We start from the raw sequence: 25,308 nt of genomic DNA, 5'->3' as shown, positions 1-25,308 counted from the left end.
CCATCGATCATGTCGCCACCGACGAAGGACACCACCTGATTCACGATAGTCACTGACGTCCCCGCGGGACGTCAGCGAAGGACCAGGTGATCATGCCCGTGGCGAGAAGTTCGTTCCCGTGCCACACCGTGTCGGTATGAACGGCGAACTCCTCCTCTTCGACATGGATGTAGTCGATGGCCGCACTGAACTCGAGCGCTTCGGGGCTCCCACACCGATATTGCGCACTGCCTCCGGTCCGGAAGTCATCACGGTCGTAAACGAGCCTCTCGCTGGCTGGGGCACTCCACTGCTGCCTGGCCTCGGTGTCGGCGAAGGCCGCCCAGACGTCCCGCGGGACGTGCGATCTCCGTACTCAGTCGAATGGTGTCGGTCGTGGGATTCACTAGTCCTCTTGCCTCACTTTCCGGAGAAGACGATTCGATCGCCGTCGGGGTCGGCGATCTGCAGAATCCGCTGACCGCCGCCCGACTGCGGCCCGCCATGGTCGATGCCGGCGGCTGACAGTCGGTCGGCAAGCACGTCGAGGTCCGACTCGCCGATGACAGCAGTCGAGTATCCGGCACGCTCTGGCTCGGCCCAGACCTGGACTCCGAATTCGCCTCCGAAATGCCATTCGAGCAGTCCGGGCATGGGGGTGGCATCGGGGTCGCGCTCGAACACCTTCGTATACCAGTCCCGCGCCTGATCCTGATCCATGACGGTGATGCTGGCCATCAGTCCGGTGAACATGATCGCTCCTTTGAGATCGGTGAGTAGATTCAACTTTCAAAGTAATTGCATTTTGCAACCACTTATTCAAAGCAACCATACAATTGCGAATCCGACAAGTGGGGCGATCGCCATTCGCTCGCCGGCAGCAGCTGGACGGCAGCATTCGCCAGTCGACCACCCCTGCCCGCATACGTGCCTTAGGGCGTGCCTCCGAGTGCGGCCTCATATTCGGCCTGCAGGCGCTCCGAGGCGCGTGGCCGAGGAGATTCAGGAGGCGCAACGCCGAGGTGGGCCTCCCGAAGTTCGTCCATGAGATCATCGACCAGCTCGGGCGACTCAGCGAGAATTCGGGATCTCACCGTCAGCTCGGGAGAGGTCGGGCGGTGGTTCATTCCCCAGGTGCCGAGTGCGACCATGACGGGCACGACTTGGATCCCCGCCTCGGTGAGGGAATAGGCAGCCTTTTGACCGCGAACCGTGTCCGCCCGAGTCAGCAAGCCTTCGTCGACCAGCTTCTTCAGACGGCTGGAGAGCATATTCGAGGCGATTGACTCGTCGTTGAGCGTGAGGAGCTCGCGGAAATGACGCCGATTGCCGAAAACGATGTCGCGGAGCACGATGAAGCTCCAGGAATCACCGAGGACTTCGACGGCCGCATTGATCGCACAGCCCGAGCGCGGTTCGCTTCGCAATTCATCCTCCCAAGTGGTTGCAATCAGCAATCACTACATTCTACGCTTGACTCAATCATCGCTGACAATCACATCGGAGTGATCATGGTTCGAGTACGCGTCCACAGTCAATTCGTCTCACTCGACGGCTATTCCGCCGGTGACTATGTGACGTTCGACGAGCCGATCGGCGGTGCCCAAGCTCTCTTCGGCTGGTTCGACGGACAAGGAATCGAAGGGATCGGCGGAGTCGATGGACCCGTGACACTTGATCGTGCGCTGTTCGCGATGTGGGGTCAGGGCATCGGCGCCGAGATCATGGGTCGGAAGAAGTTCGGGCCACAGCAGGGGCCATGGCCCGATGATGGGTGGCGCGGCTGGTGGGGCGAGGAACCGCCGTTCAAGACTCCGTGCTTCGTCCTCACTCACCACCCGCGGGAGTCGATGGAGTTTCCCAATGGGACGAGCTTTCATTTCGTCGATGACACCCCCGAGGCGGCCCTGAGTCAGGCGGTCGACGCCGCGAACGGCCTTGACGTGCGCATCGGCGGTGGTCCCTCGACCATTCGCCAGTTCCTCGCCGCCGACCTCATCGACTTCATGCATGTGGCGATCGTGCCGATCACGCTGGGCACGGGTGTTTCACTGTGGGAGGGCATCAGCGGCATCGAGGACCGCTTCACGATCGAGACCATCGGCTCGTCGAGTGAGCTGACGCACCAGCTCTGGAACAGGAAAGATCGAGGCTGACAACGTCGTAAGAACGACAATGGGGAGACCGAACGCTGAGTTCGATCTCCCCATCTGTGTGTCGCGAAGTCTATGTGTTGCGAAGCCTTACTTCACAGCCTCGGCGATCGGGGTGTCACCGTCGTAGAAGTTCACGGTCTCTCGCTTCGCGGCATCGTTGGCGATGACATGGGTCATGACATCAGCGACGAGTTCACGGGAGGTCACTCGGGTGTCACTGTCCGGGGTCGTGCCGTCGACGTCACCGGAGTCATCGGCCAGCAGCACGCTGCCCTTTGACGGTTCCAGGGTCAGACCGCCCGGTCCGAGGATGGTGTAGTTCAGGGAGCTGGCACGTAGGTGCTCGTCGGCTCCGTGCTTGGCCTGGACGTATGGATAGAACGAGCTGTCCGGATCGACCCGGTCGAGGTCGACTCCCGCGCTGGCATAGGAGACCATGACGAACCGGTCGACCCCTGCCTGAGCGGAGGCATCGACGGAGCGCTTGGCTGCTTCGAGGTCGACTGCCCGAGTGAGATCGGGGTTGCCGCCGCCAGCGCCAGCGGAGAAGACTACGGCCTTGGCTCCGGTGAAGAGCTCCGCGAGCTTGTCCGTCTCCGCCGATTCGATGTCGAGGACGACAGCGTTTGCGCCTGCTGCCTCGACTTCGGCGCTCTGATCCGGGTTGCGGATGACGGAATCCACCGAGTATCCGGCTTCTTTGAACTTGGGTGCGGCCATGAGTGCGATCTTTCCGTGGCCTCCGAGAATGACTACGCGGTCTGCATCAGACATGTGTTCCTCCTTCGTCGGTGTGCTGGTGGCACTGTCATTGGGAACAGCCCCGAATGGCGGCGATTTATTCCACACCGGGTATTCTCATAGCCATGTCGAGGCCCCTGAACACTGCTGCTGCCCTGCATGCCATGGATCGTGGGCGAAGTGTCGTCGTGGGAACCTCGTCCCGGAAACTCATCGTCATTCTGTGCTTAGCACTCGTGATTGGCGGGGTACTCGTCGGACTCTCGGTCCTCATCGTCTCGGGCAGTGTGGAACGCAATGTCAGCTGGGTGCTCTTCGCCTTCAATCCGCGGATGTGGGCGTTCGCTATCGGCATCGTCGGCTGTCTTGTCGTGGCTCCGATCGCAGTCGGTTATCGCCTCCGCCGGGCAGATGCGCTCGTGGTGTCCAATGCCGGTCTCGTGGAGTCCCACCGAGGGGCGGTTCTGCCGGCGTCGTTCGTGTCGTGGAATGAGATCGAACGGATCACCCTCGACACGGTCACCCCGAGGCCAGGACCCAAGTACGTCATCTACTACCTGACTCGAGATTCCGTCCAGCGACGTGGCCGCACCGGCCTCTTCGCTCGACGGATCACTCTCCGCAACGGTTTCGAGTTCTCACACAGGCAACTGTTTGAGCTCTTAACTGCAGCGCACGCACGGTATGCGAGGCAGATCCGATGATTCGCCCATAACCAGGGGTCCCCTCAATCGGACTCACGTCCCCATCGCCGAGGTTGCACTGCGATTCCGCTGAATCCTCCGTGGTTCACCGGCCGAAGAGACGTCCGAAGAACCCAGGCCGCTTTGCACTGCCTTCTTCCCCGGTCTCTTCGCCTTCGAGGGCACCGGGGTCTGTCGTTTCTCCCTGCTCCTCAAACGCGTCGTACGCGGCTCCAACTAGAGCGAAGACGTCAAGGTCTGGGGACAGCCCGGCCATCTCTGGAAGTTTCTGGATCAGGATGTCACCGTCGACTTCGATCTCAGCCTCGGCCGGTTCACCAGTTCGGGTCTCATCGTCGCCGTCGTCGGCCGTGATCAGCCAACGCGATTCTCCGGGGACAGGTTCGCCGACGTCAATCGTCGTCTCCCCGTCCTCGTAACACAGGTGACGCACGATTTCGCCGTTGCTCACCACGGTGAATTCGCTGAAGTCGACACTTGAAACGGTGGCGGCGAAGTGGACTGTGCCCGGTATGCCGAGTCTGCCCTCGTCTGCGGCGGTCGTAAGCGACTCGCCGCCGTCAAGAATGATCGTCGATCCACCCTCCCTGACCACGCAGGCACGGGTGTCAGATGGAGTGAGCAGAACAGCCTCGGCGGTGATCTGCCCCCCCTACAGGGACGAGATTGAGCGTTTTCACGGTGTCGTCAGTCAATACGGAATCGGCGATGAGGATGGCTGTATTGAATCCCATGATGCCAACGTACCAATTCTTCCCTGCCTCTCCTGCACGTTGATGCAGCCAGTGGGCTTTATGCTTACGCACCGTGCCGATCGGCTTGTTGGCCTTCGTCGCTGGCGAGGTCGCCGGATGGACGCGAGTTGTTCCCCGGTCAGCTCTTCCCGGAATCGCAGAGAATCGGGCACTCGCACGGCTGCTGGGTGACGCAGCTGACGCCTGGTGGGTCCCAGCCGGCCAATCATGCGGCGGTCCCCACCCGAACATGTGGTCCCTCCTGTGAAGGAACGCCGCCGGCGTCCTCTAACGTAGTCACTATGCTTCGACGCCTTGCCGCCCGCGCCTTCTGGACATTCAGCCGCTGGAAGCTGGTCACCCAGCCTGCCCCGAATCGTCCCACCGTGCTCATCGGCGCCCCTCACACATCCAACTGGGATTTCGTCCTCATGCTCTCGATCGCCTGGACTCAGCGAATCGAGATGCATTGGCTGGGAAAGCGCAGTCTGTTCAAAGGCTGGCGTGGACCGATCATGCGCGGGCTCGGCGGCATTCCAGTTGACCGTTCCGATCCCAGCCGTATTGTCACCGAGGTGATCGAACGTGTCCATGCCGGCGAGGTCTTCGGCCTGGTCGTCACCCCTGATGGCACTCGCGGTGGACATACTCATTGGAAGTCCGGTTTCTATCGGATTGCCGAGAAGACCGGCATGCCGGTCACACTCGGCTACGTCGATCGGACCACGATGACCACCGGGCTCGGACCCACGATCGACATCACAGGTGATATCGCTGCCGATATGGATCGCATCCGTGCCTTCTACGCCGATAAGTCAGGCATCAGGCCGGAAAAGCAGGTTGTGCCGCGACTGTGTGAAGAGCTCGAACTCTAAATTGAGATCATGAACGGCTCGTCTCGCACTGCATCCTCCCTGCTTGCAGCACTCAACCGCCACCGGGAGAAGCCGGCTCCGCTCAGTGCATTCAAGGTCGTCGTCGACCGTTTCCTCGACGACGGTGAATTCGTTCATCTCGCGCTCGAAGGAAACGGGTGGACGTGGGTCGATCCTCTGATGCTCGTCACCGATCGACGCGTTCTCCTGCTTCGCAGTGGTGTGCTCGGCTTCTGGCGCAAGCGGGGTGAAGTCGCTGCCCGTGACGTCTCAGGAGCGACGTTGAAGGGGGCCATGTTCTCCGGCAGAATCATCGTCAGCTCTCATCGCGGCACGTTCCTCCGCATGATGTACAACTGGGAGATCAACGCACGGGAGTTCGTCGACTCCCTCAACCAGATCATCTCCGGCGGCCACCGCTGATCGGCACATGAGGAGACCAATTCCGTGGATGACCTGAGAGTCCCTGCCGGCCCCGGCATACCCGTCGGACTCGTGGTCCCAGCAAGAGATCTCGCGGAGCAGTTCTCGCGTTCGTCCGGACCCGGTGGGCAACACGTCAACACCTCAGACTCCCGAGTTCAACTCAGCCTCGACCTCGGCGCGACCACCGCACTGACCGAGACGCAGCGTTCCCGGGTGCTCGAGCGCCTCTCAGCCAGGCTCGCGGGAACCGTGCTGACGGTCAGTTCCGAAGGACAGCGCTCGCAGCTGAGGAATCGCAATGCCGCCAGGCAGCGACTCGCCGAGCTCCTGCGAGAGGCACTCGCCCCACCCGTGGAGCGCCGCGCCACCAAACCATCACGGAACTCGCGCCGCCGCAGAGTCCGGACCGAGCAACGTCGTTCCGAGATCAAGCAGAACCGCAGACGGCCCCGATTCGACTGACATCTTCGCCTGGTGACATGTGCGATCACGAAGAGCACAATGGGCCTTATGAACAGCATTGAGATCCTCACCGATTTCGCCCACCGTCCTGTCGATGCAGCAAATAATCTGCCGGCACTCTCCGCCGATCAGCTCAACGCCCACCCCGGTGGCCATCCCAATTCGATTGCCTGGCTGCTCTGGCACAGCGGGCGTGAGGTCGATGTCCAGCTCTCCGACCTCACTGGTGACGAGCAGGTGTGGATCAAGTTCCGAGATCGCTTCGAACTCGGAGCACCCGGCGATGCGGTCGGTCTCGGGCACACACCCGAGCAGGCGGCTGAGATCAAGGTCGATGATCAGCAGCTGCTCATCGACTATGTGGAAGCCACGCTCAGTGCGCTGGGCCGCTACGTCGGTAAACTTTCGGAGACCGACCTCGGCGAAATCATCGACGAGAACTGGACTCCCCCGGTCACTCGCGGGGTGCGCCTGGCGTCGATCATCGATGACGCTGCCGTTCACGTCGGTCAGGCCGCCTACGCAGCAGGTGCCCTCAACCATTCACACTGAATACTGAGGAAGTTCAAACGAAACGCTGACGTTGATACACTGGAGGACAGCAACGACTGAACTTCAATTTGTCTGCGCAATGACGCAATGACGAAAGGCACACTTGATGAGTCCCGTCCTCCTGATGGTGATCGGTCTCGCGATCCTGGCACTCGGATACCTTGTGTATTCCAAGTACCTCGCGAAACGCGTCTATCGCCTGAATGACGATTTCCGCACACCCTCCCACGAACTTACCGACGGGGTCGACTACGTCCCCACGAACAAATTCATCCTCTGGGGCCACCACTTCACTTCGGTTGCAGGCGCCGCGCCCATCGTCGGGCCAGCCGTCGCGCTGATCTGGGGCTGGGTGCCTGCGTTCCTCTGGGTCACACTCGGCACTGTCTTCTTCGCCGGTATGCACGACTTCGGCGCGCTATGGGCCTCAGTTCGCAACAAGGGCCAGTCAATCGGTGCGCTGTCCGGCCGCTATATCGGCAAACGCGGCGCTGGTCTGTTCCTGATTGTAATCTTCATCCTGCTTCTGATGGTGATCGCAGCATTCGCTGTTGTCATCACGGGACTCCTCATCTCCACTCCGACCGCGGTCATTCCGACGTGGGGCGCGATCGGCGTTGCTCTGCTCGTCGGCGTGGCCGTATACCGTCTGCGTATGCCGTTGGTGGCGGTGACCATCGTCGGCGTCGTCGCGCTCTACGGACTCATCGTCCTCGGCGATGCTGTACCCGTGGTCCTGCCGGAGACCTTCCTCGGCATGACGCCGACTGTATTCTGGATCCTGACGCTGTTCATCTACGGAGCGTTCGCTTCTCTGCTGCCGGTGTGGGTGCTGCTGCAGCCGCGCGATTACATCAATGGCGTGCAGCTGTTCATCGGACTCATCCTCCTCTACGGGGCTGTGGTCATCGGCATGTTCGTCGCCGACGGTGCCCACGACATCGTGACCCCGGCCATCAACATGAATGTCCCGGAGGGCACCCCCAGCATCGTGCCGCTGCTCTTCGTCACAATCGCCTGTGGCGCTATCTCAGGTTTCCACGGCATGGTCTCCTCAGGAACCAGCTCCAAACAGCTGGACAAGGAGACGGACTCCCGCTTCGTCGGTTATTTCGGCGCAGTCGGTGAGGGCCTCCTGGCTCTGGGAACAATCATCGCGATCTCCGCCGGACTTCGCACCGTGGCTGAGTGGGAAGAGCTTTACAGCAAGTTCGGTGAAGCCGGTGTGCAGTCGTTCGTCCAGGGCGGCGGCATGCTCATGGAATCCGGTCTGGGCCTGCCTGCGTCATTGAGCACCACGGTGCTCGCCACGATGGCAGTGCTGTTCGCCGCAACCTCGCTCGACACCGGATTCCGTCTCATGCGATTCGTCGTTCAAGAGATGGGCGAACGCGTCAACCTCAGGATCGGCAAGTACACGGCGACAGGAGTCGTCGTCGTCCTCGGCATGGGCCTCACATTCTCACAGGGGCTGGGAGGAGAAGGCGGTCTGCGCATCTGGCCGCTCTTCGGTACGACCAATCAGCTGATGGCATCGTTGACGTTGATGATCCTCGCGGTCATGCTCATCCGAAAGCGGCGCAATCCGTGGCCGGCGCTCATACCGTTGGCCATCGTATTCGTCATGTCGTTCTGGGCCGCGATCGACCAGCTCTTCAGCTTCGCGACCCCGGGAAGCGCGGACTGGCTGCTCTTCGCCATCGACTGCATCATCATCGTCAGCAGCGTGTTCGTAGCGATCGAAGGCATCAGAGCGATCATCCGAGCTCGATCGGACCCGCCGGAGCCCGAGGACGCCGACGAGAAGATCGAAGCCGTACGCGAAGAGGTCTGATCCTTGCCCGATGACAGCGGTATGAACGCGGCCCAGCCCTGGACGAAGGAATTCGCCCAGCGCTGGCCGCGTTCCGCGACGGCCTGGAGGAGTTCTACAAGGGACCGTACCGTCAGATGTTTGCCCGGGAGAAGCAGAATGAGGACGACTTCTTCACCCTGATCGTTCTGGGCGAGGCACTAGGTGTACCGGATCCTGCCGCCTACTACACTGCGGAGTTCCTCCCCAGCCTCTACCAGGACTTCCATGCCTGGCATCGCCGCATGGGCATGCCCGACTCTCCTCTGGACCACATCGCATGCTGTTGAACTCGATAGACGGTCTTCGCGTAGTCTTCGTCGGCGGAAAGGGCGGTGTCGGCAAGACCACGGTAGCTTCGTCCCTGGCCATCGCGCATGCGCTCAAGGGACACCGCGTCCTCGTCGTCTCCACGGATCCGGCGCACAATCTCGGACATCTCTGGGACCGTGAGGTCGGCGATGCGCCCGAGCGGCTGATTGCCTTCACCGACGGTGATGCTTCCGGCGGCATCGTCGATGGAATGGAGATCGATCCGAAGGCCACGCTCGAACGCCATCTGGCTTCCGTCGAACGCACTATGAGGCGGATGCTGCCCGAACGCATGCGCCCTCATGCGCAGCGTCATCTCGCCCTCGCGCGGGAAGCGCCTGGCAGCTTCGAATCAGCGGTCCTCGAACGGGTGGCCGACGCAGTCGCATTGGGCTTGGAGGAGTACGACCTCGTCGTCTTCGACACAGCTCCGACCGGCCACACGCTCAGGCTCCTCACCCTGCCCGCGCAGCTGACGACCTGGACCGAGTCGCTGCTGAAGAATCGTGATCGCTCAGAACGCTACTCCGCGGCGATGCGCAGCATCGCGGGCACCTCCAGCGCTGATCCCGCCGCCGAGGCGGATGCTGAGCTCCGTCGCACGCTCATTCGCCGCAGAGACCGTTTCGAGAATCTGCGAAAGGTCGTCACTGACCGTTTGCGCACCGGATTCCTCGTCGTATTCACTCCCGAGAGGATGCCGGTTGCGGAGACCTTGGAGCTGGCGGAATCGCTCAAGGACATCAAAGTTCCGTTGGCGGCGCTCGTCGCCAATCGGCGTTCCCCCTCGGACGCGGGGCAACTGCTCAAGGATCGCCGTGACGTCGAAGACTCACAGATTGAACGAGTGCGGCAGATGCTGCCCGACATCCCTCTGTCCGAACTCCCGTTGGTGCCAGGAGAATTGGTTGGACGCCAAGCTCTGACAAACTTCGCACGATCGCTGTCCTGAGCACGATCAAGGCTCAGCAGTGTCGTTGATTGCGCGGAAAGTCGGTTCCGGGCGGGTTCAGCGTATAGTCGAAGGCGGAGCTGACTCTGGTTCCCCAACGATGGGAGGCCGGATGACCGGCACCGCTCACATGACCACTGCCGACTCCACCGCCTCGGCGAATGATGGACCACCCACCAACGGTCTCCTCACCCTCGGCCTGCTCGCCGAGTCCTCGATGGAGAACGAACGCCGACTCCCGATTCACCCTCACCACCTCGATCGCATCGACCCCGAAGTGCGAGCTCGCATGATCGTCGAACGCGGCTACGCTGAGGACTTTCAGCTGGAGCCCGGCTACATCGAGTCTCGGGTCGGACGAGTCGCGGCACGTTCCGAAGTGATTGCGGCCGCTGAGGTCCTCCTCCTGCCGAAACCGCAGGCTGCGGACGTCGAGGCGATTCCCGAAGGCCGCATTCTGTGGGGCTGGCCGCACTGCGTGCAGGACGTGGCCATGGCGCAGACCGCGATCGACCGCCGGCTCACACTCATCGCATTCGAAGCGATGAACCATTGGACTCGTCAGGGAGACTTCAGCCTGCACGTCTTCCACAAGAACAACGAACTCGCCGGCTACTGTTCAGTCCAGCACGCCTTGAGCCTTCGCGGTTCGACCGGTGACTATGGTCCACGAATGAGTGCGGTCGTTATCGGGTTCGGTGCGACCGCCAGAGGGGCTGTCACTGCACTGAAGGCCCAGGGAATCTATGACATCCAGGTCCTCACACAAAGAGGAGCCTCGGCAGTGGGTTCTCCGATTCACAGTGCCCACATCACCCAGCTCAACACCGGCGACGGTCCGACCCACCTGTCAACTGTTGTCACTGACGCGGGCGACGTGTTCCTCCCGACCTTCCTCGCCTCACACGACATCGTGCTCAACTGCACGCTCCAAGACGTTTCCGCGCCAATGACCTACCTGCGCACCGAAGATCTGAAGGAGTTCGCTCCCGGCAGTCTCATCATCGATGTCTCCTGCGATGAGAGCATGGGCTTCGAATGGGCAAAGCCCACCGGGTTCGAGAATCCGATGTTCACCGTCGGACAAGGCGTCAACTACTACGCGGTCGATCACACCCCGTCGTACCTGTGGAACTCGGCGACGTGGGAGATCAGCGAAGCGATTCTGCCGTATCTGCGCACAGTTCTGGAGGGGCCGGATGCGTGGTCACAGGTCCCCACCATCTCCCGGGCGATCGAGATCCAGAACGGTGGGATCAAGAATCCGAGCATCCTGAGTTTTCAGAACCGGGAGTCTGAGTACCCCTACGCCCAAATCGCCGAGGTGGGCTGAGTCCACGATCTCGAGCGGGACTGATTCACGTGCTCGGTCTCAGGCTCTCCACGATGGCCTTCGCCCCTTGCTCCCCTGCCTTCGTCGGCAGGAGGGCATAGACGTGCAGCTGGCCTTCGCCTTCGTGCCACTCCACCGGCACTCCGGCGGCGCGAGCATTGTCCTTGAGTACATGCGCGTCGGGGTTGAGCACGTCTCGTGTGCCGGTGAGGATCGTCAGTGGCCCGAGTCCGCCCAGGTCGCCGTACAGGGGGCTGACCACGGGGTCGACTAGCTCGTCGTCGCCGCTCCAGTGCTCAGCCAGGATGCGGCCACCGGGACGGCCCAGCCAGGGATCGGAGGGCTGGACCACATCGATCTGCGGATTCTCCCACGTCAAGTCCAAAGCCGGAGCCAACAGCGTCGTGGTCGGCAGCATCACTCCCTCGTCACGAAGCCGCAGGGCCGCAGACAGCGAAATCTGACCGCCGGAGGAGTCTCCGGCCAGCCGCACCTGATGATCGGAGTCGAGTTCGACTCGAATGAGTTCAACGACACCGTCGCAGACCTCACGGGCGGTGCCGAAGGGCAGAAGTGGGTAGATCGGGACGATGACGCGCTGGTTCGTCTCACGAGCGATACGGGCGATGAGTGTCCAATGCTGGGGAGCGATCTCGTTGACCCAACCCCCGCCGTGGACGTAGACGACAACAGACTTCGGTAAAGCCCTGTGGCCGGCGGGAGCCGATGGTTCAACGTCATAGACCGGCCAACCGTTCGGATCGGGCAGGCGACGCTTCACACGCACACCCTCCAAACGAGAGGGCGGACCGTAGGAGACGGGGCGGAGAAAGCGCTCAGCGATGCGCCGGCGTGCTCCGTCCTCAGTCACAAACGGACGATTCGCGCCAGTGGCCTTGAGATAGACAGGAATGAGCGATTCGGGAAGCAGTATGCGCACAGGTTTCCTTTCGGGTTCAGAGGCGAAGCATGGCGGTCGCGATACCGTCGGTCGCCCATTCCGGTATCTGCGTTCCCATATCCTCGTAGGTCAACAGCTGTGCTGCTGGGATCGCTGCGGCAAGTGCCTGGCCATTGCCGACGGGAAAGAATGGGTCCGCCCTGCCGTGGACGACCAGACTCGGTACTCGCAGGTCACCGAGGCCCTCGCGCCATCGTGGTGAACAGTCTATTCGGGAGAAGACCATACCCAGCTGATTCGCCTGGTGGACCGAGGGGTCCGATGTCGGAGTTCGGTCCCAGATCCGAACAGCGATCTCCTGAGCCTGTGCGGGATCGTTGCCCAGAATAGCGGCGCTCTCGGCTGCGTACTCGGCGACGGCGTGACGGTTCGTCCAATCCGGCTGAGGACGCGAGAATACATCGGACATCACCGACTGATCATGGTCTGGCAGGTCATCATCGACAGGACCGGGCGCAACCGGGCGGGTACTCACCAGCGTCAGTGCTGAAAATGACTCCGGATGATCCAGTGCGGCAACTTGGGCGGCCATGCCTCCGACGCCTTGCCCGCCGAGGTGGGCGGACTCCGCGCCGAGAGCTGTGACGAGCTCCGCTGCATCGGCGGCGAGATCTCGTAGGTCATATGACGGGTTCTCCGGGTCCTTTGTGGTTGAAGCACCGGAATCACGCAGGTCGTAGCGAACGACTCTGCGTCCGCCTTCGGCCAGCATTACGCAGAGCGAGTCCGGCCACGACAACATCGTGGTTCCGCCCGCGAGCAGCATGAGGGGATCTTCTTCGCGCCCGAAACTCTCAACTCCAAGTTCGACGCCGTTCACTGTGATGATGGCCATACGGCACGATAGCACTGCGTTCTCGCATCAACGTTTAGCCGCGAATGTACCGGCGTCGGTCGTCGGGTCGGACGCTGTGCCTACGTGCAAATGGACCTTGTTGGAAAGATCGCGAGCACCTGCAGATCACGAAAAATTGTCCCATCAGAAATTTGAGCTGTGACATATCTCACCTGATACTGGTCATACAACGCAACTACCCGCCAGTAACCCGCATGCGGTGTTCCCGGTGGCCACCTTCAGCGTGACCAACTCGAATTCAAGGACTCCGCATCAATGAATGATTCTGCGCTCATCTCTGTCGGCCTGCCCATTGCCCTGGCCATCATCATGTTCGGCCTCGGCCTCTCTCTGACAGTCAACGACTTCCGCCGAGTCGTCCGATCCCCGCAGGCTGCCGGCATCGCTCTCGTCCTGCAGATCCTCGTCCTGCCGCTGATTGCCTTCGGTCTGGTCGTCGGGTTCAATGTCGATCCGCGCCTGGCGGTCGGGCTGATGCTGCTGGCGGCTTCTCCCGGTGGCCCCACTGCGAACCTTTTCAGCCATCTCTTCCGCGGTGATGTGGCGCTCAACATCACCCTCACAGCAGTCAACTCGGTGCTCGCGGCATTCACCATCCCCGTGATCACCAACCTGGCCATCGGCTACTTCGACGCCGACGGAGAGCTGGGCCTGCAGTTGGGCAAATTGATCCAGGTGATGGTCATCGTGCTGATCCCTGTTGCTCTCGGCATGGTGGTACGTCGTTACGCCCGCAGCTTCGCGGAGCGGGCGGACCGACCGGTGCGGATCTTCTCGATCATCGTCCTCGTCGTGGTCGCCGTCGGCGCCCTGCTCGGCGAGCGGGAGAACCTCGTCGACTACTTCCAGCAGGTCGGCCTGGCCACCGGACTCTTCTGCCTGATCAGCCTCACTCTCGGCTACCTCGGCGCCCGTCTGCTGAAGTTGGGTGCACCGCAGGCAATCGCGACATCGATGGAGATCGGCATCCACAACACGACCATCGCCCTGACCATCGCCCTCAGCGTGCTCAACAGCACCGAGGTGGCTATCCCGGCCGTCATCTATTCGATCCTCATGTACATCCTCGCTACGGCATTCGGCTTCGCAATCAGCCGGGGCACACGCACCGCAGCGGCCAAAGAGCCGCAGCTGCAGGGCTAGCGAAGTCGTTCGGACAGGTAGGCCTCTCCGATGCTGAGGTGTCCCTGGCTGCCGATGGAGTTCTTCGCCTTCTGCGAGTAGGCGTGGTTTGCGAGCGGAATCTGCACCGTCTCGACGTCGACTCCACGGTCTCGGGCCGCGTCGACCCATTCGAACTGGTCAGCAGGAATGATGACGTCATCACGCATCGCAGTCATCACGAGTGTCGGCGGGGCCGCAGCAGTCAGGTGCGTGGCGGAATCCGCCGCGGCGTAGCGTTTCGGGAATTCCTCGGGCGTGCCACCCGTGTAGCTGGTCGCGAATATGCGCGAGCCTGTGCCCGCCCCCGGGCCCGCAGGGGCGTTCTCGTAGAGACCAGTCACGTCGAACGCGGGGTAGTCGGTGACAACGGCAGCTGGAGCGGGAACCTTTCCACCGCACGACGACTCGGCGGTACCGTCCGCCGCGGCGCCCGCGGTGTTGGCGACCAGGTTGCCGCCGGAGCTCTCACCCCAGAACGCGAGACGATCCATATCTGCACCGAGCGTGTCGGCGTGAGACTGAATCCAGCTCGCCGCGCACGCCACCTGCGCGGGTGCCTTATTCCAGGTCGCGTTGTCCTTGGTGGCAAGTTCGTACTCGACCGCTACAACCAAATAGCCGTGGTCAGCCAGGGTGCGAAGCTCTGAGCTCACTGCATCTGGTTCACCCGCGATCCAACCGCCACCGTGGACGACCATAATGGTCGGTGTCGAGCCTTTCGCATTCTTCGGCTCGTAGATCGACAAGGACAGGTCGTCCCCCGAGCTTGTCGTGTCGTACACCTCGTAGCGGTCGGGCGACTCCGAATCCATTGCGGAGAGCCCGAACGTCGCAGTGAGCAAGTTGACCGATCCGCCGGCCGAGGTGATGGCGCCGACGAGAACGATGACCACAGCGATGTTCGCGACCGCACCGATCCCGCCGAGCACCGTCGTGACGGTTCCGGTGCGCCGACGATTTCTGCGCAAAGCCATGATTCCGACGAAGACCACGATCAAGCCCACAAGAGCCGCTATCGGCGCCACAGTAGGCGCGAACCGAGCGGCAAACGTACTGAGGGACCCAAGCCCGGGAATCAGCGACGCGAGTCCGAAGATCGCAGCGATTGCGCCCAGTATGAGCCCGAGGACGAGCACCACGACCCAGAACGCCTTTGCGACTCCCCCACTTTTCGAGTGCTGTTGCAAACTCGTGCTGTCGGCCATATTCGGTCCTCAACTTTCGATCTTCCAGGTTGACATTCCACCTGCATCAGATCTCATCGTTGCGATCACATGCTGACGCCAGAGGACACTCTAGCGCAGGGCCTGGCACGGATACGTGAGCAATCACCCGTGCGCGTGAGACTCACCTCGTCAGAGTCAGCCGATCAGCTCGAGTTCGAATCCCGTGACAACGGCACGCACTTCCTCGAGGTAGCGACGGGCCTGTTCGGTGAGCGGAATGCCGGAATGGTCGATCCACCCGATCTCGATGCGTTCGTCGACGTCGAGTGGAATCGCGACGATCTCTGGATCGAGGTCATCGCTGATGATGCCCGTCGAGATCGTATAGCCGTCGAGCCCGATCATGAGATTGAAGATCGTCGCACGGTCGGAGACCCTGATCTCCTGCTTGCTCGACAAAGTGGAGAGAATCTCCTCGGCGAAGTAGAAGGAGTTGTTCGCTCCCTGATCGAAGGTCAGTCGTGGCACCTCGGCCAAGTCGTCAAGGGTGACGCGATCTCGGGCGGCAAGCGGATTCTTCCGGGAGATGAAGATGTGCGGCGTTGCAAGGAAAAGCGGGTGAAAGACAAGCCCGGAATCTCGCAGCAGTTTGTCGATGACCTTCTGGTTGAAGTCGTTCCGATAGAGAATGCCGAGCTCGCTGCGGAGCGTGCGAACATCTTCGATGATGTCCCAAGTGCGAGTCTCTCGAAGCGAGAACTCATACTCGGCCGCATCGCTGGCCTTGACCATCCGCACGAACGCATCAACCACGAATGAGTAGTGCTGCGCCGATACACCGAGCAGGCGTCGCGACGGGGGCCGACCGAGATAGTGCTGCTCAAGGAGCTCCGCCTGCTCAACGACCTGCCGCGCATAGCCGAGGAACTCCGCGCCGTCCACAGTCAGTGTCACGCCGCGGGCTGATCGGAAGAGCAGCGCCCGACCTACGCGGGTCTCAAGATCTTTCATTGCCGCCGACATCGTCGGTTGGGAGACATAGAGCAGATCGGCAGCGGCTGTGATCGACCCTTCCGCCGCAACCTCGATGAAGTAGTGGAGCTGCAGCAGTGTGATGCTTCTCAATCCTCGGGACATAGATAAAGACTATATGAACCCATAGTTCAACCAAGTTACCCGATAACCAGCCGTTGCCTGCAGGATGGATTCCGAAGACCTCCGCAAGGCCGATCCCGGCCGATCAGACACCGAATTGGACGTCCATGACAACCGAATTCACATTCAACATCACCACCACCCGATTCGACGAGCACTACTCCCCGTCGGATAGTTCACGGGCCACGACGAACTTCGCGAACCTCGCCAGGGGCGAACACCGTCAGCAGAACCTCCGCAACACCCTGACGACGATCAATCGCCGGTTCAACGACCTCGCCCATTGGGATAACCCCGCCGGGGACCGCTACGCTGTCGACCTCGAGATCGTCTCTGGACAGCTGCAGTTCACCGCCGCCGGCAACGAACAGGAATTCCCCTTGCTCGAGGTTCTGGATGTCCAGATCCTTGATCGAGCGACTGGTGACCGCCATCCCGGGATCGTGGGAAACAACTTCTCGTCCTATGTTCGCGATTTCGATTTCAGCGTGCGACTTCCGGCTGCCAACGAGTCCGCGAGCGAATTCACGGTCCCTGATGACTTCGGTGAACTGCACGGCAAGCTGTTCCAGCACTTCCTCGATTCCGCAGCGTATCGGGAACGGTTCCAGGTGACACCCGTCGTCTGCATCAGTGTGTCGACGAGCAAGACCTACCATCGGACCGCGAATCACCATCCGGTTCTCGGCGTGGAGTACCAGCAAGACGAATATTCGCTGACCGATGACTACTTCGGAAAGATGGGACTGCAGGTGAGATACTTCATGCCGCCAGGCAGCGTCGCGCCCCTCGCCTTCTATTTCCGCGGCGATCTCCTCAACGACTACTCCAATTTGCAGCTCATCGGCACGATCAGCACGATGGAGACCTTCCAGAGGATCTATCGACCGGAGATCTACAACGCGCACGTGGCCGCCGAAGACATCTATCGGCCGACACTGGAACGGGACGACTTCTCGGAGACACCGATCACCTACGATCGCGTCGAACGCAGCCAGCTCGCAGTCAAGCAGGGAAAGTACACCGCAGAGACGTTCGTCAACCCACACCGGGACATGCTCGATCAGTGGGCCGCCAACTATCCCGTTCCAGCCGCATGACCACCGGAGAAGAATCAATGAAGCCGACTCTATTGCCCACTTCGATCGTCGGCAGCATGCCGAAGCCGACGTGGCTCGCCCAGCCTGAGACCCTCTGGTCACCATGGAACCTGCAAGGCGAGGCCTTGTCCGAGGGACGACAGGATGCTCTGCGAATCGCAGTCCACGAACAGACCAACCGCGGCATCGACATCGTCAGTGACGGAGAACAGACCCGCCAGCACTTCGTCACCACGTTCATCGAACACCTCAGCGGAGTCGATTTCGAGAAGCGCGAAACGGTTCGAATCCGTGATCGTTATGACGCGAGCGTGCCCACTGTGGTCGGCGCCGTGAGCCGTGAGAAGCCAGTGTTCGTCGACGACGCCAAGTTCCTCCGACAGCAGACCGACCAACCGATCAAGTGGGCGCTCCCGGGCCCGATGACAATGATCGACACGCTCTACGACGGCTATTACAAGAGTCGCGAGAAGTTGGCCTGGGAGTTCGCCGCTGTCCTCAATCAGGAGGCGCGGGATTTGGAAGCGGCCGGAGTGGACATCATCCAGTTCGACGAGCCTGCCTTCAACGTCTTCTTCGACGAGATGAAGGACTGGGGAATTGCCACGCTGGAGCGAGCTGCGGAAGGACTGCGCGCGGAGACGGCGGTTCACATCTGCTACGGCTACGGGATCACCGCAAACAACGACTGGAAAGCTACCCTCGGGTCCGAATGGCGCCAGTACGAGAAATCATTCCCGCTCCTGCAGCAGTCGACCATCGACATCGTCTCACTGGAGTGCCACAACTCCCGTGTCCCGATGGACCTCATCGAGCTCATCCGCGGCAAGAAGGTCATGCTCGGAGCCATCGACGTGGCCAATGAGACCATCGAAACTCCAGAGGAGGTCGCCGACACCCTTCGCCGGGCTCTCAGATTCGTCGACTCGGACAAGCTCGTCCCGAGCACGAACTGCGGCATGGCGCCCTTTTCGCGGGATGTTGCCTTCGAAAAGCTGAGCGCACTGAGCGCGGGAACAAGCATCGTTCGCGAGGAACTCGCCGCGGCTAAGCCCTGACTCCTGGCTGCATAGATACCGCGTGGCTGACGGTCCTCAGGCGGGGGCCGTCAGCGAGAGGTATGCTTTGTACGGGTCAGACTTCTGCCGTCATAGCAAGCACTGCATCCCGCAAGCGCACATCATCTCGAGACAGACCTTCAATGATCTCGCCGAGACTGACTTCCGTCTCTATGATGAGCGCGATACCGTCTCGCCGGGCATCTTGAAGGGTCAAGAAAATACGAGAATAGTCAGGAGCATCCAGGGGGTCAGCTACCCGTCCATTCTCAACTGCGGCGGTAGGCCCGAACTCGAGGAAGATCGTAGGCTGCGCATCTGCGCGCTGCAGTTCAACGCACCACTCCCACTGTCCAACGAATCGGGTCACGACTTTCTGGATGCGCCCGAGTTCGGTGCTCTCATTCACTTGATCGGTCAATACCGTTCGTGCATACCTTCGCAGTCCGTCTTTGACCGCCGCGAGCGTCGAACGGCTGTCATCGAACTGACGGCGCGCATGCTCAGCAACAGATTCAGCAAATTCTTGTGCTGCTCGGTCCCGAGGCCGATATCCGTATCTCGCCGATTCCCCTGTCTCGCACTTAGCTTTGATAAAGGAAATCTGATCATCAATGTCCACTGCTGCTGCGCCTTCCACAAAATGCTCCATCATCTGCCGGATGAAGAAGAACTGCTCGGGATGTCGTCGGGACCAATTCTTGTCTCGATCAATGTAATTCTGAAGGTCACTCAGTATCTCGGCGTATGTGACGACGGTTGCCTGTTCCCAACCCTCTCGCTGCAGGTGCGCCTCATAACGATGGCACAGCAGGACAACCGCAGCTGATCGACCTCCGGCAGCTCCGTGTGCAAGGTATCTGTGAAAGTCATGTCCGTGGCCATCCGAGGTCCCGTAGTTTTCAATGACGACTGCGGCCTCTGGACGGGAAAGGACGATATCCGCAATATCCATACTGCTCTCGTCAGCGATCTCCTGCTGCGCTCTCGTGTCAACTTCCTGCACTACGTGATAACCGGACAACGGCAACTGCGAATCAACCGATCGTGTTGCATTGACCCTCGAAAGGAAGGCGCGTTGAACTTTGTCACCGAACTCGTGAGTCGCATCAGCATCCAGCAGCCATACGAATACGTTGGAAAGCTGCTTCTCGTGCGTGCCATGATGCATCACCCGAAAAATGCTGAATTGTTCGGCCAGGCTCTGCGACAGCGAAGGTAGAAGCGCCGTTACGAAGTTGTTCATGTCCGAGGGTCGTATGGCCATGGGCCAATGCTATCCGTCCGGTCTCGGTTGTAGTTACGCAACCTTAAGCGGCGTGATTGCCGCGACCTGGTCGGACACGCGTTCCTCTGCAAGCTCCAGATCATAACGACTCTGCAGGTTAAGCCAGAATTGCGGCTCCACACCGAAATACCGCCCCAAACGCAAAGCTGTGTCGGCAGTGATGGCACGCTTTCCGTGCACTATTTCATTGATACGCCGAGGTGGCACACCGATCGACACAGCGAGCTTATTCTGCGTGATACCGAACCCCTCGATGAAATCCTCCATGAGGACTTCCCCCGGATGGATCGGCGGGTAAAGCTTCTCGGACATCGCCCCTCCTCAGTGATAGTCCACGATCTCGACTTCTTCTGCACCGGCACCGGTCCACCTAAAGCAGATCCGCCACTGATCGTTGATGCGAATGCTATGCTGACCAGCCCGATCACCTCTGAGTGACTCCAGACGATTACCGGGCGGAACACGCATGGAATCGAGCGACACCGCTGCATCCAGCTGATGCAACTTCCGATTCGCAGTCTTGTGAATACGAGGATCAAGTCGCCTCGCCGGTTCACGACGCCACACACGCTCGGTGTCGCGGTCGGCAAACGATCTGATCACGCCATCCAGTTTATAACGGAACGCGTCAATAACGCCATACGTTAAATCGGTAATTCATCAAGTTCCGGCACATTCCAATGCTTCAGTCCCACTCGACAAAGCGCAGCTTCATCTGTCTCTTCCATGCCCAGTCACTAAAATGGGCAAATGAGCCATCGTTCGAGCTGGGAGACTACCACACACAATTGGGACGCTGACCTTGATATTGAGCATCTCGCTGAAGTCAGGGCACGTCTCGAAAAGCCCTATCTCGCGGGAGGCAGTCGTCACCTCATCCTTGAAATCCTTGCTTATGCCAACGACGAGGCCAAAAGTCAGGGACGGAAAGGGTTCACGACTGTCACCCACCTGCCAAACGGATGGGTCACGGTCGCGGACGATGGACGTGGTACCGATACGAGACGGGACACCGATGGGATTGCGATCCGCAAGCCCGTAATGGCTACTCCAGATGTGCGATTCACGCCAGGATCTCCGCAGCACTTCCTATGCGATGGACTACCAAGAAGAGGCATGTCGACGGTCACGGCACTGAGCTCCGTACTCGTTCACGAAAACTATCGCGAAAACGGTTCGTGGTCACAGACTTATCGGTTTGGCATTCCCGACCGTGCCTTGGCCCCAGTCGCAGGCAGCAGGGGGTCGGGCACGGTAGTTACCTTCCGCACGGACATTATCGGACCCGCACCACTCACTGAAGCTGATGCGAAAGCTTTCGGGTGGCTGGATGTACAACAGATTCGGAATCCAGAGCCCGGCCTGTAGCCGGGCTCATACGGCATATCTGCGAGACAATTATCAGCTCGGATTTGCTAGGCATGCACTGAGCCTCAAGACGCTCTATTCAGTGCGAGTCTTCCCGACCGGTGGCGCTGACTGTCATCACTGTCCATCGTGACGCACAGCTCGACTTTAGCCACCGTTGCGACGAATGAATTAGGCCTCGAGTTATCCTCGTTCACGCCATTGATGAGGGAGAACCGAGTCGTGTATGCCGGGTTTGTGCTGACGCAACTAGCCGGACCCCCAACTCAATCGGGTGGAACGACGGCGCAGTCCCCTGCCATGCCGTCAGGCCGCACAATTCGTGGCGTCATCCCCCTCACCGTTGAGGAAGAATGACGGCGAATGTCTCCTCAGGCTTTCTTGACCACCGAGGACTTCAGGTAGATCCGCCCGAGGCTGGGCACAGAGGCGTCGATGTCGTGGGCGTTCACCGGTTGCTCGAGCAGCCGAATGCTTTTGACCTTGGTCCCGACCTTGATGGTACCACCGCCGCTGCCGGCGACCTTCAAACCCTTCACGACTGTCACCGCATCGCCGTCGGCGAGCAGATTGCCGACGGCATCACGGATAACCTCGCCTTCGGCAGACGACGACTCATCATCACTGTCCGAAGCGGGCGTCCATTCGTGGCCGCACATCGGGCACACGAGAAGCGCGCCCTGTTCGTAGGTGTACGACTCCGAGCATTCAGGGCACGAAGGCAGCTGATCAGACATTGAAACGGAACTCCACCACGTCGCCACACGTACCAACCTTTGAGTGTCGACCCGTGGCCGCGCATCATTCCACTGCCCACCAGGCACCTCGTAGCAACCCTAGTCGGGCACCCAGTTGCGCCCGGTGCGATCGCTGCATAAAATGAACACAAGTTCATTGAAAGGATCATCGTGCCGCGGACGACGGAGCAGAACGAAGCGTTGCGCTCAGCCACGCGCTCGGCTGTGGAGACGGCTGCCGTCCGAGTGTTCGCGCACCGCGGTTTCGCGGCCACGAACGTGCGCCAGATCGCCGCCGAAGCGGGGGTCAGCACCGGGTCGATCTACCGGCACTACGCGAGCAAGGAAGAGTTGTTCGATGAACTGATCGAACAGGCCTCGCGCGGGCTCGTGGCTGTCACCACGCTGCTCTCGACCGAAGGGGACCCGCTCTCTATGATCCGATCCTTCACCGAGGTATACGTGGCGGACCTCGCAGCGAACAACGGCGCGGCCGAGTTCTACATGGTGATCAACCAGGGTTTTACGACGGACACTCCTGAGGGGACTGCAGCGCGGCTGGCCGCAACGCAGGGGGCGCTCTGGCGGGCCTTCGCCTTGATCATCGGTCGAGGCCAGGCCGCAGGCCAGATCACTGCGGGAGACCCAACCCGAATGGCCGCTCACTACTTCGCCATGCTTGCCGGTATGACGACGATGCACGTTGCTCTTCGGGAGGGATCTACGGAGCCCGATGTCGACCTGATCCTACGAATGTTCACAGGAGGACCCCGATGAAGATCGAAGTCGCGCGCGCAGACGAACTGGGTGAGGGGCATCGGCACAGGATCGCGGAAGTTCTCACGCAAGGGTTCGCCGAGGATTTCGCGTTCTTTTCCAAAGACCCCGGTGTGCTTGCCGACGCGTTCGCCCCGATGCTCATCCTGGAGCGCTTCCACATCGCGCTCGTCGACGGCGAGCCCGCCGCGGTCGCGGTCGTCACCGAAGGCGAGCAGGAATGCTTCGAGCCGGATCGGCACGAGCTCCAGCGCGTGCTCGGTCCAATACACGGGATCATCAGCTATCGGATCATCCGAAGCCAATTCATGGGGGCCTACGACGGTGCCCGCGACGGTCTGACGGAGATTGCATTCGTCACGACAGCGCCGCAGCATCAGAGCAAAGGCGTAGCCACTGCGCTGATGCGTCGGCTCTTGGAGCTGCCCTCCGACGAGTTCGTGCTGCGTGATATCAAGGACACCAACACTCCGGCCCTTGGACTGTACGCCAAGCTCGGATTCACCGAGAGGCAGCGACGACGCATCAAGTTCGCGAAGCGAGCTGGGTTCTCCGCATATGTCTCGATGGGCCTCACCCGCGCGTAGGCCGACGCGTGAAGAGCGCAAGAACTCGACAGGTCAGGAAGAGCGCTTCGGGGCTCTCCTCAAGTCCGGGTTCTAGTTCGAAAATCTAAACTCCACCGCATTCCGGCACGGAGCAACCTCTGCTGCAGTGGTCTCCTCCACGCTGGAATAGGCCCAGCGTCGAACGCGTTCATCGAGACATGAGAACCTCCGAAGAGACCCGCCCGTTCGTCGTGTTCGATGTTCTGGGGACGCTCGTTGACCAAGCCGGCAGCTTGCGGAGGTCCGTCGCAGCCGCTACCGGATGGAGGGGGGCAGATGCAGACAACCTCGTGGCCAGGTGGCTCGATGACGTTGCCGCGCGAGAGCGCAAGATCATCGCCGGAGACGCCGAGTTCGTCCCAAGCCACGACTTGGACTCCGCGGCGCTGGCTCAACTCGTTGCGGACGATGCGCTATCGGCCCATCTGAGCGCTCCGCTCGCAACCGCGTCGAGAAAACTCGAACCGTGGCCAGATTCCGTCGAAGGTCTGGCAAGACTCGCCGAGGACATGATCGTCGGCGGGCTGTCCAACGCCAGTCACCAAGTGTTGTCCGCCTTGGTCGAAGCCTCCGGCATGAGATGGCACCTGACGCTGTCAGCCGAAGACGCCAACACCTACAAGCCCGCCTCGGCAATCTACCAGCTCGCGCTGGCCGCGGCACCGGCGGGATCAGGACCGCCGTATCTCGTCGCCGCTCACGCATGGGATCTCCGCGCCGCTGCCGACGCCGGGCTGCGGACCGCTTACGTGCCGCGACCGGGCGGCGATTCGCCCAGGCTTGATGACCATTTCGACATCTATGCCGCAGACCTCGCCGACCTACACACACAGCTTCTCGGCTGAACCCGTCAGACGTTGAATCGGAACTCCACGACGTCCCCATCAACCATGATGTATTCCTTGCCTTCCATCCGGACCTTGCCGGCGGACTTGGCTGCGGACATCGAGCCGTTGGCGTCGAGATCGTCGAAGGAGACGACTTCAGCCTTGATGAAGCCCTTCTGGAAGTCGGTGTGGATGACACCAGCCGCCTCGGGTGCCGTTGCACCCTTCGGAATGGTCCAGGCGCGGGATTCCTTGGGGCCGGCTGTCAGGTAGGTCTGCAGGCCCAATGTATCGAAGCCGACGCGTGCCAGCTTGTCCAGTCCTGCTTCCTCCTGGCCGGTGGATTCCAGCATCTCGAGGGCTTCCGCTTCGTCGAGTTCAGCGAGTTCGGACTCGAATTTGGCGTCGAGGAAGATCGCTTCGACAGGTGCCACCAGTGCACGCATCTCTGCCTTCTTCTCTTCATCGGCGAGCACATCGTCATCGACGTTGAAGACGTAGAGGAACGGCTTGACGGTCATCAGCTGAAGTTCGCGCAGCTCGGTGACGTCGAACTTGTCGGACTGCATCGCCTGATAGAGGGTCTTTCCGCTTTCGAGGATCTCGACAGCGGCATCGATGGCGGTCAGCTGTTCTGCCGGTGCCCGTTTGCCTTTGACTTCCTTCTCAATCCTCGGCCGTGCCTTCTCCAAGGTCTGCAGGTCGGCGAGGATGAGTTCGGTGTTGATGGTGTCAATGTCGTCGGCCGGGCTGATCTTGCCCTCGACGTGGATCACATCGTCATCGACGAACCCGCGGATGACCTGGCAGATTGCCTCAGCCTCGCGAATGTTGGCCAGGAACTGATTGCCCAGCCCTTCGCCCTCGGAAGCGCCACGGACGATTCCGGCGATATCGACGAAGTCGACAGTTGCGTTGAGAATGCGTTCGGATCCGAAGATCTCCGCCAGTCGAGTCAGTCGCGCGTCGGGCAACGGCACCACGCCGACGTTCGGTTCGATCGTCGCGAACGGGTAGTTCGCCGCGAGAACTTGGTTCTTGGTCAATGCATTAAACATGGTCGACTTGCCGACATTGGGCAGTCCCACGATTCCGATAGTTAGAGCCACGGTAGCTAAGTCTATCCCGCCGCCGAGGTGCGGGTCTAAATCTCGTGTCAGTGCCG

The 25,308-nt window shown here is 60.8% G+C and carries 30 protein-coding genes and 1 pseudogene; 17 read left to right on the top strand and 14 right to left on the bottom strand.

Going from position 1 to position 25,308, the window contains the following annotated elements:
* Nucleotides 1-49 precede the first annotated feature (49 nt).
* The 3 genes and pseudogenes from PGC08_RS19575 to PGC08_RS08285 all read right to left on the bottom strand — a co-directional run.
* Nucleotides 50-277, bottom strand: a pseudogene (locus PGC08_RS19575) (hypothetical protein); the annotation flags it as partial.
* A gap of 122 nt (nt 278-399) precedes the next feature.
* Nucleotides 400-732, bottom strand: coding sequence for a VOC family protein (locus tag PGC08_RS08290; protein ID WP_271709938.1), 333 nt, complete (start codon nt 730-732; stop codon nt 400-402).
* Nucleotides 733-911: 179 nt separating this feature from the next.
* Nucleotides 912-1,436: a winged helix-turn-helix transcriptional regulator gene (locus tag PGC08_RS08285; protein WP_271709937.1), complete on the bottom strand. Its 525-nt coding sequence runs from the start codon at nt 1,434-1,436 to the stop codon at nt 912-914.
* Nucleotides 1,437-1,490: 54 nt separating this feature from the next.
* Between PGC08_RS08285 and PGC08_RS08280 the strand changes: the two genes are divergently transcribed.
* Nucleotides 1,491-2,135 (top strand): dihydrofolate reductase family protein, encoded by a 645-nt coding sequence (locus PGC08_RS08280; RefSeq protein ID WP_101556773.1) that lies wholly within the window; start codon nt 1,491-1,493, stop codon nt 2,133-2,135.
* An 87-nt stretch (nt 2,136-2,222) separates the two neighbouring features.
* Here PGC08_RS08280 and PGC08_RS08275 read toward each other — a convergent pair whose 3' ends face one another.
* Nucleotides 2,223-2,909, bottom strand: a complete 687-nt coding sequence (locus PGC08_RS08275) for an SDR family oxidoreductase (protein WP_271709936.1) — start codon at nt 2,907-2,909, stop codon at nt 2,223-2,225.
* A 92-nt stretch (nt 2,910-3,001) separates the two neighbouring features.
* Between PGC08_RS08275 and PGC08_RS08270 the strand changes: the two genes are divergently transcribed.
* A complete protein-coding gene (locus PGC08_RS08270; protein ID WP_271709935.1) occupies nt 3,002-3,580 on the top strand; it encodes a hypothetical protein in 579 nt (192 codons plus the stop codon).
* A gap of 85 nt (nt 3,581-3,665) precedes the next feature.
* On the opposite strand, the gene PGC08_RS08265 is transcribed toward PGC08_RS08270, so the two are convergent.
* Entirely contained in the window at nt 3,666-4,175 is a 510-nt protein-coding gene (locus PGC08_RS08265) for a hypothetical protein (RefSeq protein WP_096158607.1), read from the bottom strand.
* Between the two features lie 212 nt (nt 4,176-4,387).
* Here PGC08_RS08265 and PGC08_RS08260 point away from each other — a divergent pair, with 212 nt between their 5' ends.
* The 9 genes from PGC08_RS08260 (at nt 4,388) to PGC08_RS08220 (ending at nt 11,078) form a co-directional block, all read left to right on the top strand.
* The gene (locus PGC08_RS08260; protein ID WP_029417207.1) at nt 4,388-4,582 is read left to right on the top strand and encodes a hypothetical protein; all 195 of its coding nucleotides are present in this window, start codon (nt 4,388-4,390) and stop codon (nt 4,580-4,582) included.
* 34 nt (nt 4,583-4,616) lie between these two features.
* On the top strand, nt 4,617-5,189 hold the full coding sequence (locus tag PGC08_RS08255) for a 1-acyl-sn-glycerol-3-phosphate acyltransferase (RefSeq protein ID WP_271709934.1): 573 nt from the start codon (nt 4,617-4,619) through the stop codon (nt 5,187-5,189).
* Nucleotides 5,190-5,198: 9 nt separating this feature from the next.
* Nucleotides 5,199-5,612 (top strand): PH domain-containing protein, encoded by a 414-nt coding sequence (locus PGC08_RS08250; protein WP_009883735.1) that lies wholly within the window; start codon nt 5,199-5,201, stop codon nt 5,610-5,612.
* 24 nt (nt 5,613-5,636) lie between these two features.
* Complete coding sequence (gene arfB / locus PGC08_RS08245; protein ID WP_101583619.1) at nt 5,637-6,077, top strand: alternative ribosome rescue aminoacyl-tRNA hydrolase ArfB; 441 nt, start codon at nt 5,637-5,639, stop codon at nt 6,075-6,077.
* Between the two features lie 48 nt (nt 6,078-6,125).
* Complete coding sequence (locus PGC08_RS08240) at nt 6,126-6,629, top strand: mycothiol transferase (protein ID WP_009883733.1); 504 nt, start codon at nt 6,126-6,128, stop codon at nt 6,627-6,629.
* Between the two features lie 106 nt (nt 6,630-6,735).
* On the top strand, nt 6,736-8,463 hold the full coding sequence (locus PGC08_RS08235; protein WP_009883732.1) for a carbon starvation CstA family protein: 1,728 nt from the start codon (nt 6,736-6,738) through the stop codon (nt 8,461-8,463).
* A 116-nt stretch (nt 8,464-8,579) separates the two neighbouring features.
* Entirely contained in the window at nt 8,580-8,771 is a 192-nt protein-coding gene (locus PGC08_RS08230; protein WP_271709933.1) for a cory-CC-star protein, read from the top strand.
* Nucleotides 8,762-9,745 carry an ArsA family ATPase gene (locus PGC08_RS08225; protein WP_096146804.1) on the top strand — a complete coding sequence of 328 codons (984 nt, stop codon included), beginning with the start codon at nt 8,762-8,764 and terminating at the stop codon, nt 9,743-9,745. Before PGC08_RS08230 ends, PGC08_RS08225 begins: the two co-directional genes overlap by 10 nt.
* 112 nt (nt 9,746-9,857) lie before the next feature.
* Entirely contained in the window at nt 9,858-11,078 is a 1,221-nt protein-coding gene (locus tag PGC08_RS08220) for a N(5)-(carboxyethyl)ornithine synthase (protein ID WP_271709932.1), read from the top strand.
* Between the two features lie 25 nt (nt 11,079-11,103).
* On the opposite strand, the gene PGC08_RS08215 is transcribed toward PGC08_RS08220, so the two are convergent.
* Nucleotides 11,104-11,949, bottom strand: coding sequence for an alpha/beta hydrolase fold domain-containing protein (locus PGC08_RS08215; protein WP_271709931.1), 846 nt, complete (start codon nt 11,947-11,949; stop codon nt 11,104-11,106).
* Between the two features lie 85 nt (nt 11,950-12,034).
* The gene (locus PGC08_RS08210; RefSeq protein ID WP_271709930.1) at nt 12,035-12,874 is read right to left on the bottom strand and encodes an alpha/beta fold hydrolase; all 840 of its coding nucleotides are present in this window, start codon (nt 12,872-12,874) and stop codon (nt 12,035-12,037) included.
* 276 nt (nt 12,875-13,150) lie between these two features.
* Between PGC08_RS08210 and PGC08_RS08205 the strand changes: the two genes are divergently transcribed.
* The gene (locus tag PGC08_RS08205) at nt 13,151-14,038 is read left to right on the top strand and encodes a bile acid:sodium symporter family protein (protein WP_096160941.1); all 888 of its coding nucleotides are present in this window, start codon (nt 13,151-13,153) and stop codon (nt 14,036-14,038) included.
* On the opposite strand, the gene PGC08_RS08200 is transcribed toward PGC08_RS08205, so the two are convergent.
* Nucleotides 14,035-15,264 (bottom strand): alpha/beta hydrolase, encoded by a 1,230-nt coding sequence (locus PGC08_RS08200; RefSeq protein ID WP_271709929.1) that lies wholly within the window; start codon nt 15,262-15,264, stop codon nt 14,035-14,037. The genes PGC08_RS08205 and PGC08_RS08200 overlap by 4 nt on opposite strands.
* A 156-nt stretch (nt 15,265-15,420) precedes the next feature.
* Complete coding sequence (locus PGC08_RS08195; protein WP_029417202.1) at nt 15,421-16,362, bottom strand: LysR family transcriptional regulator; 942 nt, start codon at nt 16,360-16,362, stop codon at nt 15,421-15,423.
* 125 nt (nt 16,363-16,487) lie between these two features.
* On the opposite strand from PGC08_RS08195, the gene PGC08_RS08190 reads away from it, so the two are divergent.
* Together PGC08_RS08190 and PGC08_RS08185 are read left to right on the top strand one after the other, a co-directional pair.
* Entirely contained in the window at nt 16,488-17,480 is a 993-nt protein-coding gene (locus PGC08_RS08190; RefSeq protein WP_069599929.1) for a putative oxygenase MesX, read from the top strand.
* A gap of 17 nt (nt 17,481-17,497) precedes the next feature.
* On the top strand, nt 17,498-18,538 hold the full coding sequence (locus PGC08_RS08185) for a methionine synthase (protein WP_271709928.1): 1,041 nt from the start codon (nt 17,498-17,500) through the stop codon (nt 18,536-18,538).
* Between the two features lie 76 nt (nt 18,539-18,614).
* Here the strand turns inward: PGC08_RS08185 and PGC08_RS08180 are convergent, their stop codons facing one another.
* The 4 genes from PGC08_RS08180 to PGC08_RS08165 form a co-directional block, all read right to left on the bottom strand.
* Nucleotides 18,615-19,805, bottom strand: coding sequence for a PD-(D/E)XK nuclease family protein (locus PGC08_RS08180; protein ID WP_271709927.1), 1,191 nt, complete (start codon nt 19,803-19,805; stop codon nt 18,615-18,617).
* Nucleotides 19,806-19,838: 33 nt separating this feature from the next.
* Complete coding sequence (locus PGC08_RS08175) at nt 19,839-20,138, bottom strand: HigA family addiction module antitoxin (protein WP_009883720.1); 300 nt, start codon at nt 20,136-20,138, stop codon at nt 19,839-19,841.
* A gap of 9 nt (nt 20,139-20,147) precedes the next feature.
* On the bottom strand, nt 20,148-20,393 hold the full coding sequence (locus tag PGC08_RS08170) for a type II toxin-antitoxin system RelE/ParE family toxin (protein ID WP_442868170.1): 246 nt from the start codon (nt 20,391-20,393) through the stop codon (nt 20,148-20,150).
* A 1,172-nt stretch (nt 20,394-21,565) separates the two neighbouring features.
* Nucleotides 21,566-21,931 (bottom strand): zinc ribbon domain-containing protein YjdM, encoded by a 366-nt coding sequence (locus PGC08_RS08165; protein ID WP_271710054.1) that lies wholly within the window; start codon nt 21,929-21,931, stop codon nt 21,566-21,568.
* Nucleotides 21,932-22,102: 171 nt separating this feature from the next.
* On the opposite strand from PGC08_RS08165, the gene PGC08_RS08160 reads away from it, so the two are divergent.
* From PGC08_RS08160 to PGC08_RS08150, 3 genes are all read left to right on the top strand, one after another.
* Nucleotides 22,103-22,708: a TetR/AcrR family transcriptional regulator gene (locus PGC08_RS08160; RefSeq protein WP_009883717.1), complete on the top strand. Its 606-nt coding sequence runs from the start codon at nt 22,103-22,105 to the stop codon at nt 22,706-22,708.
* A complete protein-coding gene (locus tag PGC08_RS08155) occupies nt 22,705-23,295 on the top strand; it encodes a GNAT family N-acetyltransferase (RefSeq protein ID WP_009883716.1) in 591 nt (196 codons plus the stop codon). Before PGC08_RS08160 ends, PGC08_RS08155 begins: the two co-directional genes overlap by 4 nt.
* A gap of 179 nt (nt 23,296-23,474) precedes the next feature.
* Nucleotides 23,475-24,161, top strand: coding sequence for a haloacid dehalogenase type II (locus tag PGC08_RS08150; protein WP_009883715.1), 687 nt, complete (start codon nt 23,475-23,477; stop codon nt 24,159-24,161).
* Nucleotides 24,162-24,166: 5 nt separating this feature from the next.
* Here PGC08_RS08150 and ychF read toward each other — a convergent pair whose 3' ends face one another.
* Nucleotides 24,167-25,252: a redox-regulated ATPase YchF gene (gene ychF, locus PGC08_RS08145; protein WP_009883714.1), complete on the bottom strand. Its 1,086-nt coding sequence runs from the start codon at nt 25,250-25,252 to the stop codon at nt 24,167-24,169.
* Nucleotides 25,253-25,308: the final 56 nt, after the last annotated feature.

The sequence above is a fragment of the Brevibacterium sp. BDJS002 genome (genome assembly GCF_028201555.1).
In the GTDB taxonomy this organism is placed as follows: Bacteria; Actinomycetota; Actinomycetes; order Actinomycetales; family Brevibacteriaceae; genus Brevibacterium; species Brevibacterium aurantiacum.
Note: the sequence above shows the minus strand (reverse complement) of the source record. Positions and strands in the feature narration are given on the sequence as shown.

Coding starts and splice junctions, on each gene's coding strand:
- PGC08_RS08185 (WP_271709928.1), top strand. CDS start 17,498: ATGAAGCCGACTCTATTGCCCACTTCGATCGTCGGCAGCATGCCGAAG.
- PGC08_RS08205 (WP_096160941.1), top strand. CDS start 13,151: ATGAATGATTCTGCGCTCATCTCTGTCGGCCTGCCCATTGCCCTGGCC.
- PGC08_RS08200 (WP_271709929.1), bottom strand. CDS start 15,264: ATGGCCGACAGCACGAGTTTGCAACAGCACTCGAAAAGTGGGGGAGTC.
- PGC08_RS08290 (WP_271709938.1), bottom strand. CDS start 732: ATGTTCACCGGACTGATGGCCAGCATCACCGTCATGGATCAGGATCAG.
- PGC08_RS08270 (WP_271709935.1), top strand. CDS start 3,002: ATGTCGAGGCCCCTGAACACTGCTGCTGCCCTGCATGCCATGGATCGT.
- PGC08_RS08220 (WP_271709932.1), top strand. CDS start 9,858: ATGACCGGCACCGCTCACATGACCACTGCCGACTCCACCGCCTCGGCG.
- PGC08_RS08225 (WP_096146804.1), top strand. CDS start 8,762: ATGCTGTTGAACTCGATAGACGGTCTTCGCGTAGTCTTCGTCGGCGGA.
- PGC08_RS08150 (WP_009883715.1), top strand. CDS start 23,475: ATGAGAACCTCCGAAGAGACCCGCCCGTTCGTCGTGTTCGATGTTCTG.
- PGC08_RS08230 (WP_271709933.1), top strand. CDS start 8,580: ATGTTTGCCCGGGAGAAGCAGAATGAGGACGACTTCTTCACCCTGATC.
- PGC08_RS08280 (WP_101556773.1), top strand. CDS start 1,491: ATGGTTCGAGTACGCGTCCACAGTCAATTCGTCTCACTCGACGGCTAT.
- PGC08_RS08195 (WP_029417202.1), bottom strand. CDS start 16,362: ATGTCCCGAGGATTGAGAAGCATCACACTGCTGCAGCTCCACTACTTC.
- PGC08_RS08275 (WP_271709936.1), bottom strand. CDS start 2,909: ATGTCTGATGCAGACCGCGTAGTCATTCTCGGAGGCCACGGAAAGATC.
- PGC08_RS08165 (WP_271710054.1), bottom strand. CDS start 21,931: ATGTCTGATCAGCTGCCTTCGTGCCCTGAATGCTCGGAGTCGTACACC.
- PGC08_RS08240 (WP_009883733.1), top strand. CDS start 6,126: ATGAACAGCATTGAGATCCTCACCGATTTCGCCCACCGTCCTGTCGAT.
- PGC08_RS08210 (WP_271709930.1), bottom strand. CDS start 12,874: ATGGCCATCATCACAGTGAACGGCGTCGAACTTGGAGTTGAGAGTTTC.
- PGC08_RS08255 (WP_271709934.1), top strand. CDS start 4,617: ATGCTTCGACGCCTTGCCGCCCGCGCCTTCTGGACATTCAGCCGCTGG.
- PGC08_RS08155 (WP_009883716.1), top strand. CDS start 22,705: ATGAAGATCGAAGTCGCGCGCGCAGACGAACTGGGTGAGGGGCATCGG.
- PGC08_RS08190 (WP_069599929.1), top strand. CDS start 16,488: ATGACAACCGAATTCACATTCAACATCACCACCACCCGATTCGACGAG.
- PGC08_RS08180 (WP_271709927.1), bottom strand. CDS start 19,805: ATGGCCATACGACCCTCGGACATGAACAACTTCGTAACGGCGCTTCTA.
- PGC08_RS08250 (WP_009883735.1), top strand. CDS start 5,199: ATGAACGGCTCGTCTCGCACTGCATCCTCCCTGCTTGCAGCACTCAAC.
- PGC08_RS08175 (WP_009883720.1), bottom strand. CDS start 20,138: ATGTCCGAGAAGCTTTACCCGCCGATCCATCCGGGGGAAGTCCTCATG.
- PGC08_RS08235 (WP_009883732.1), top strand. CDS start 6,736: ATGAGTCCCGTCCTCCTGATGGTGATCGGTCTCGCGATCCTGGCACTC.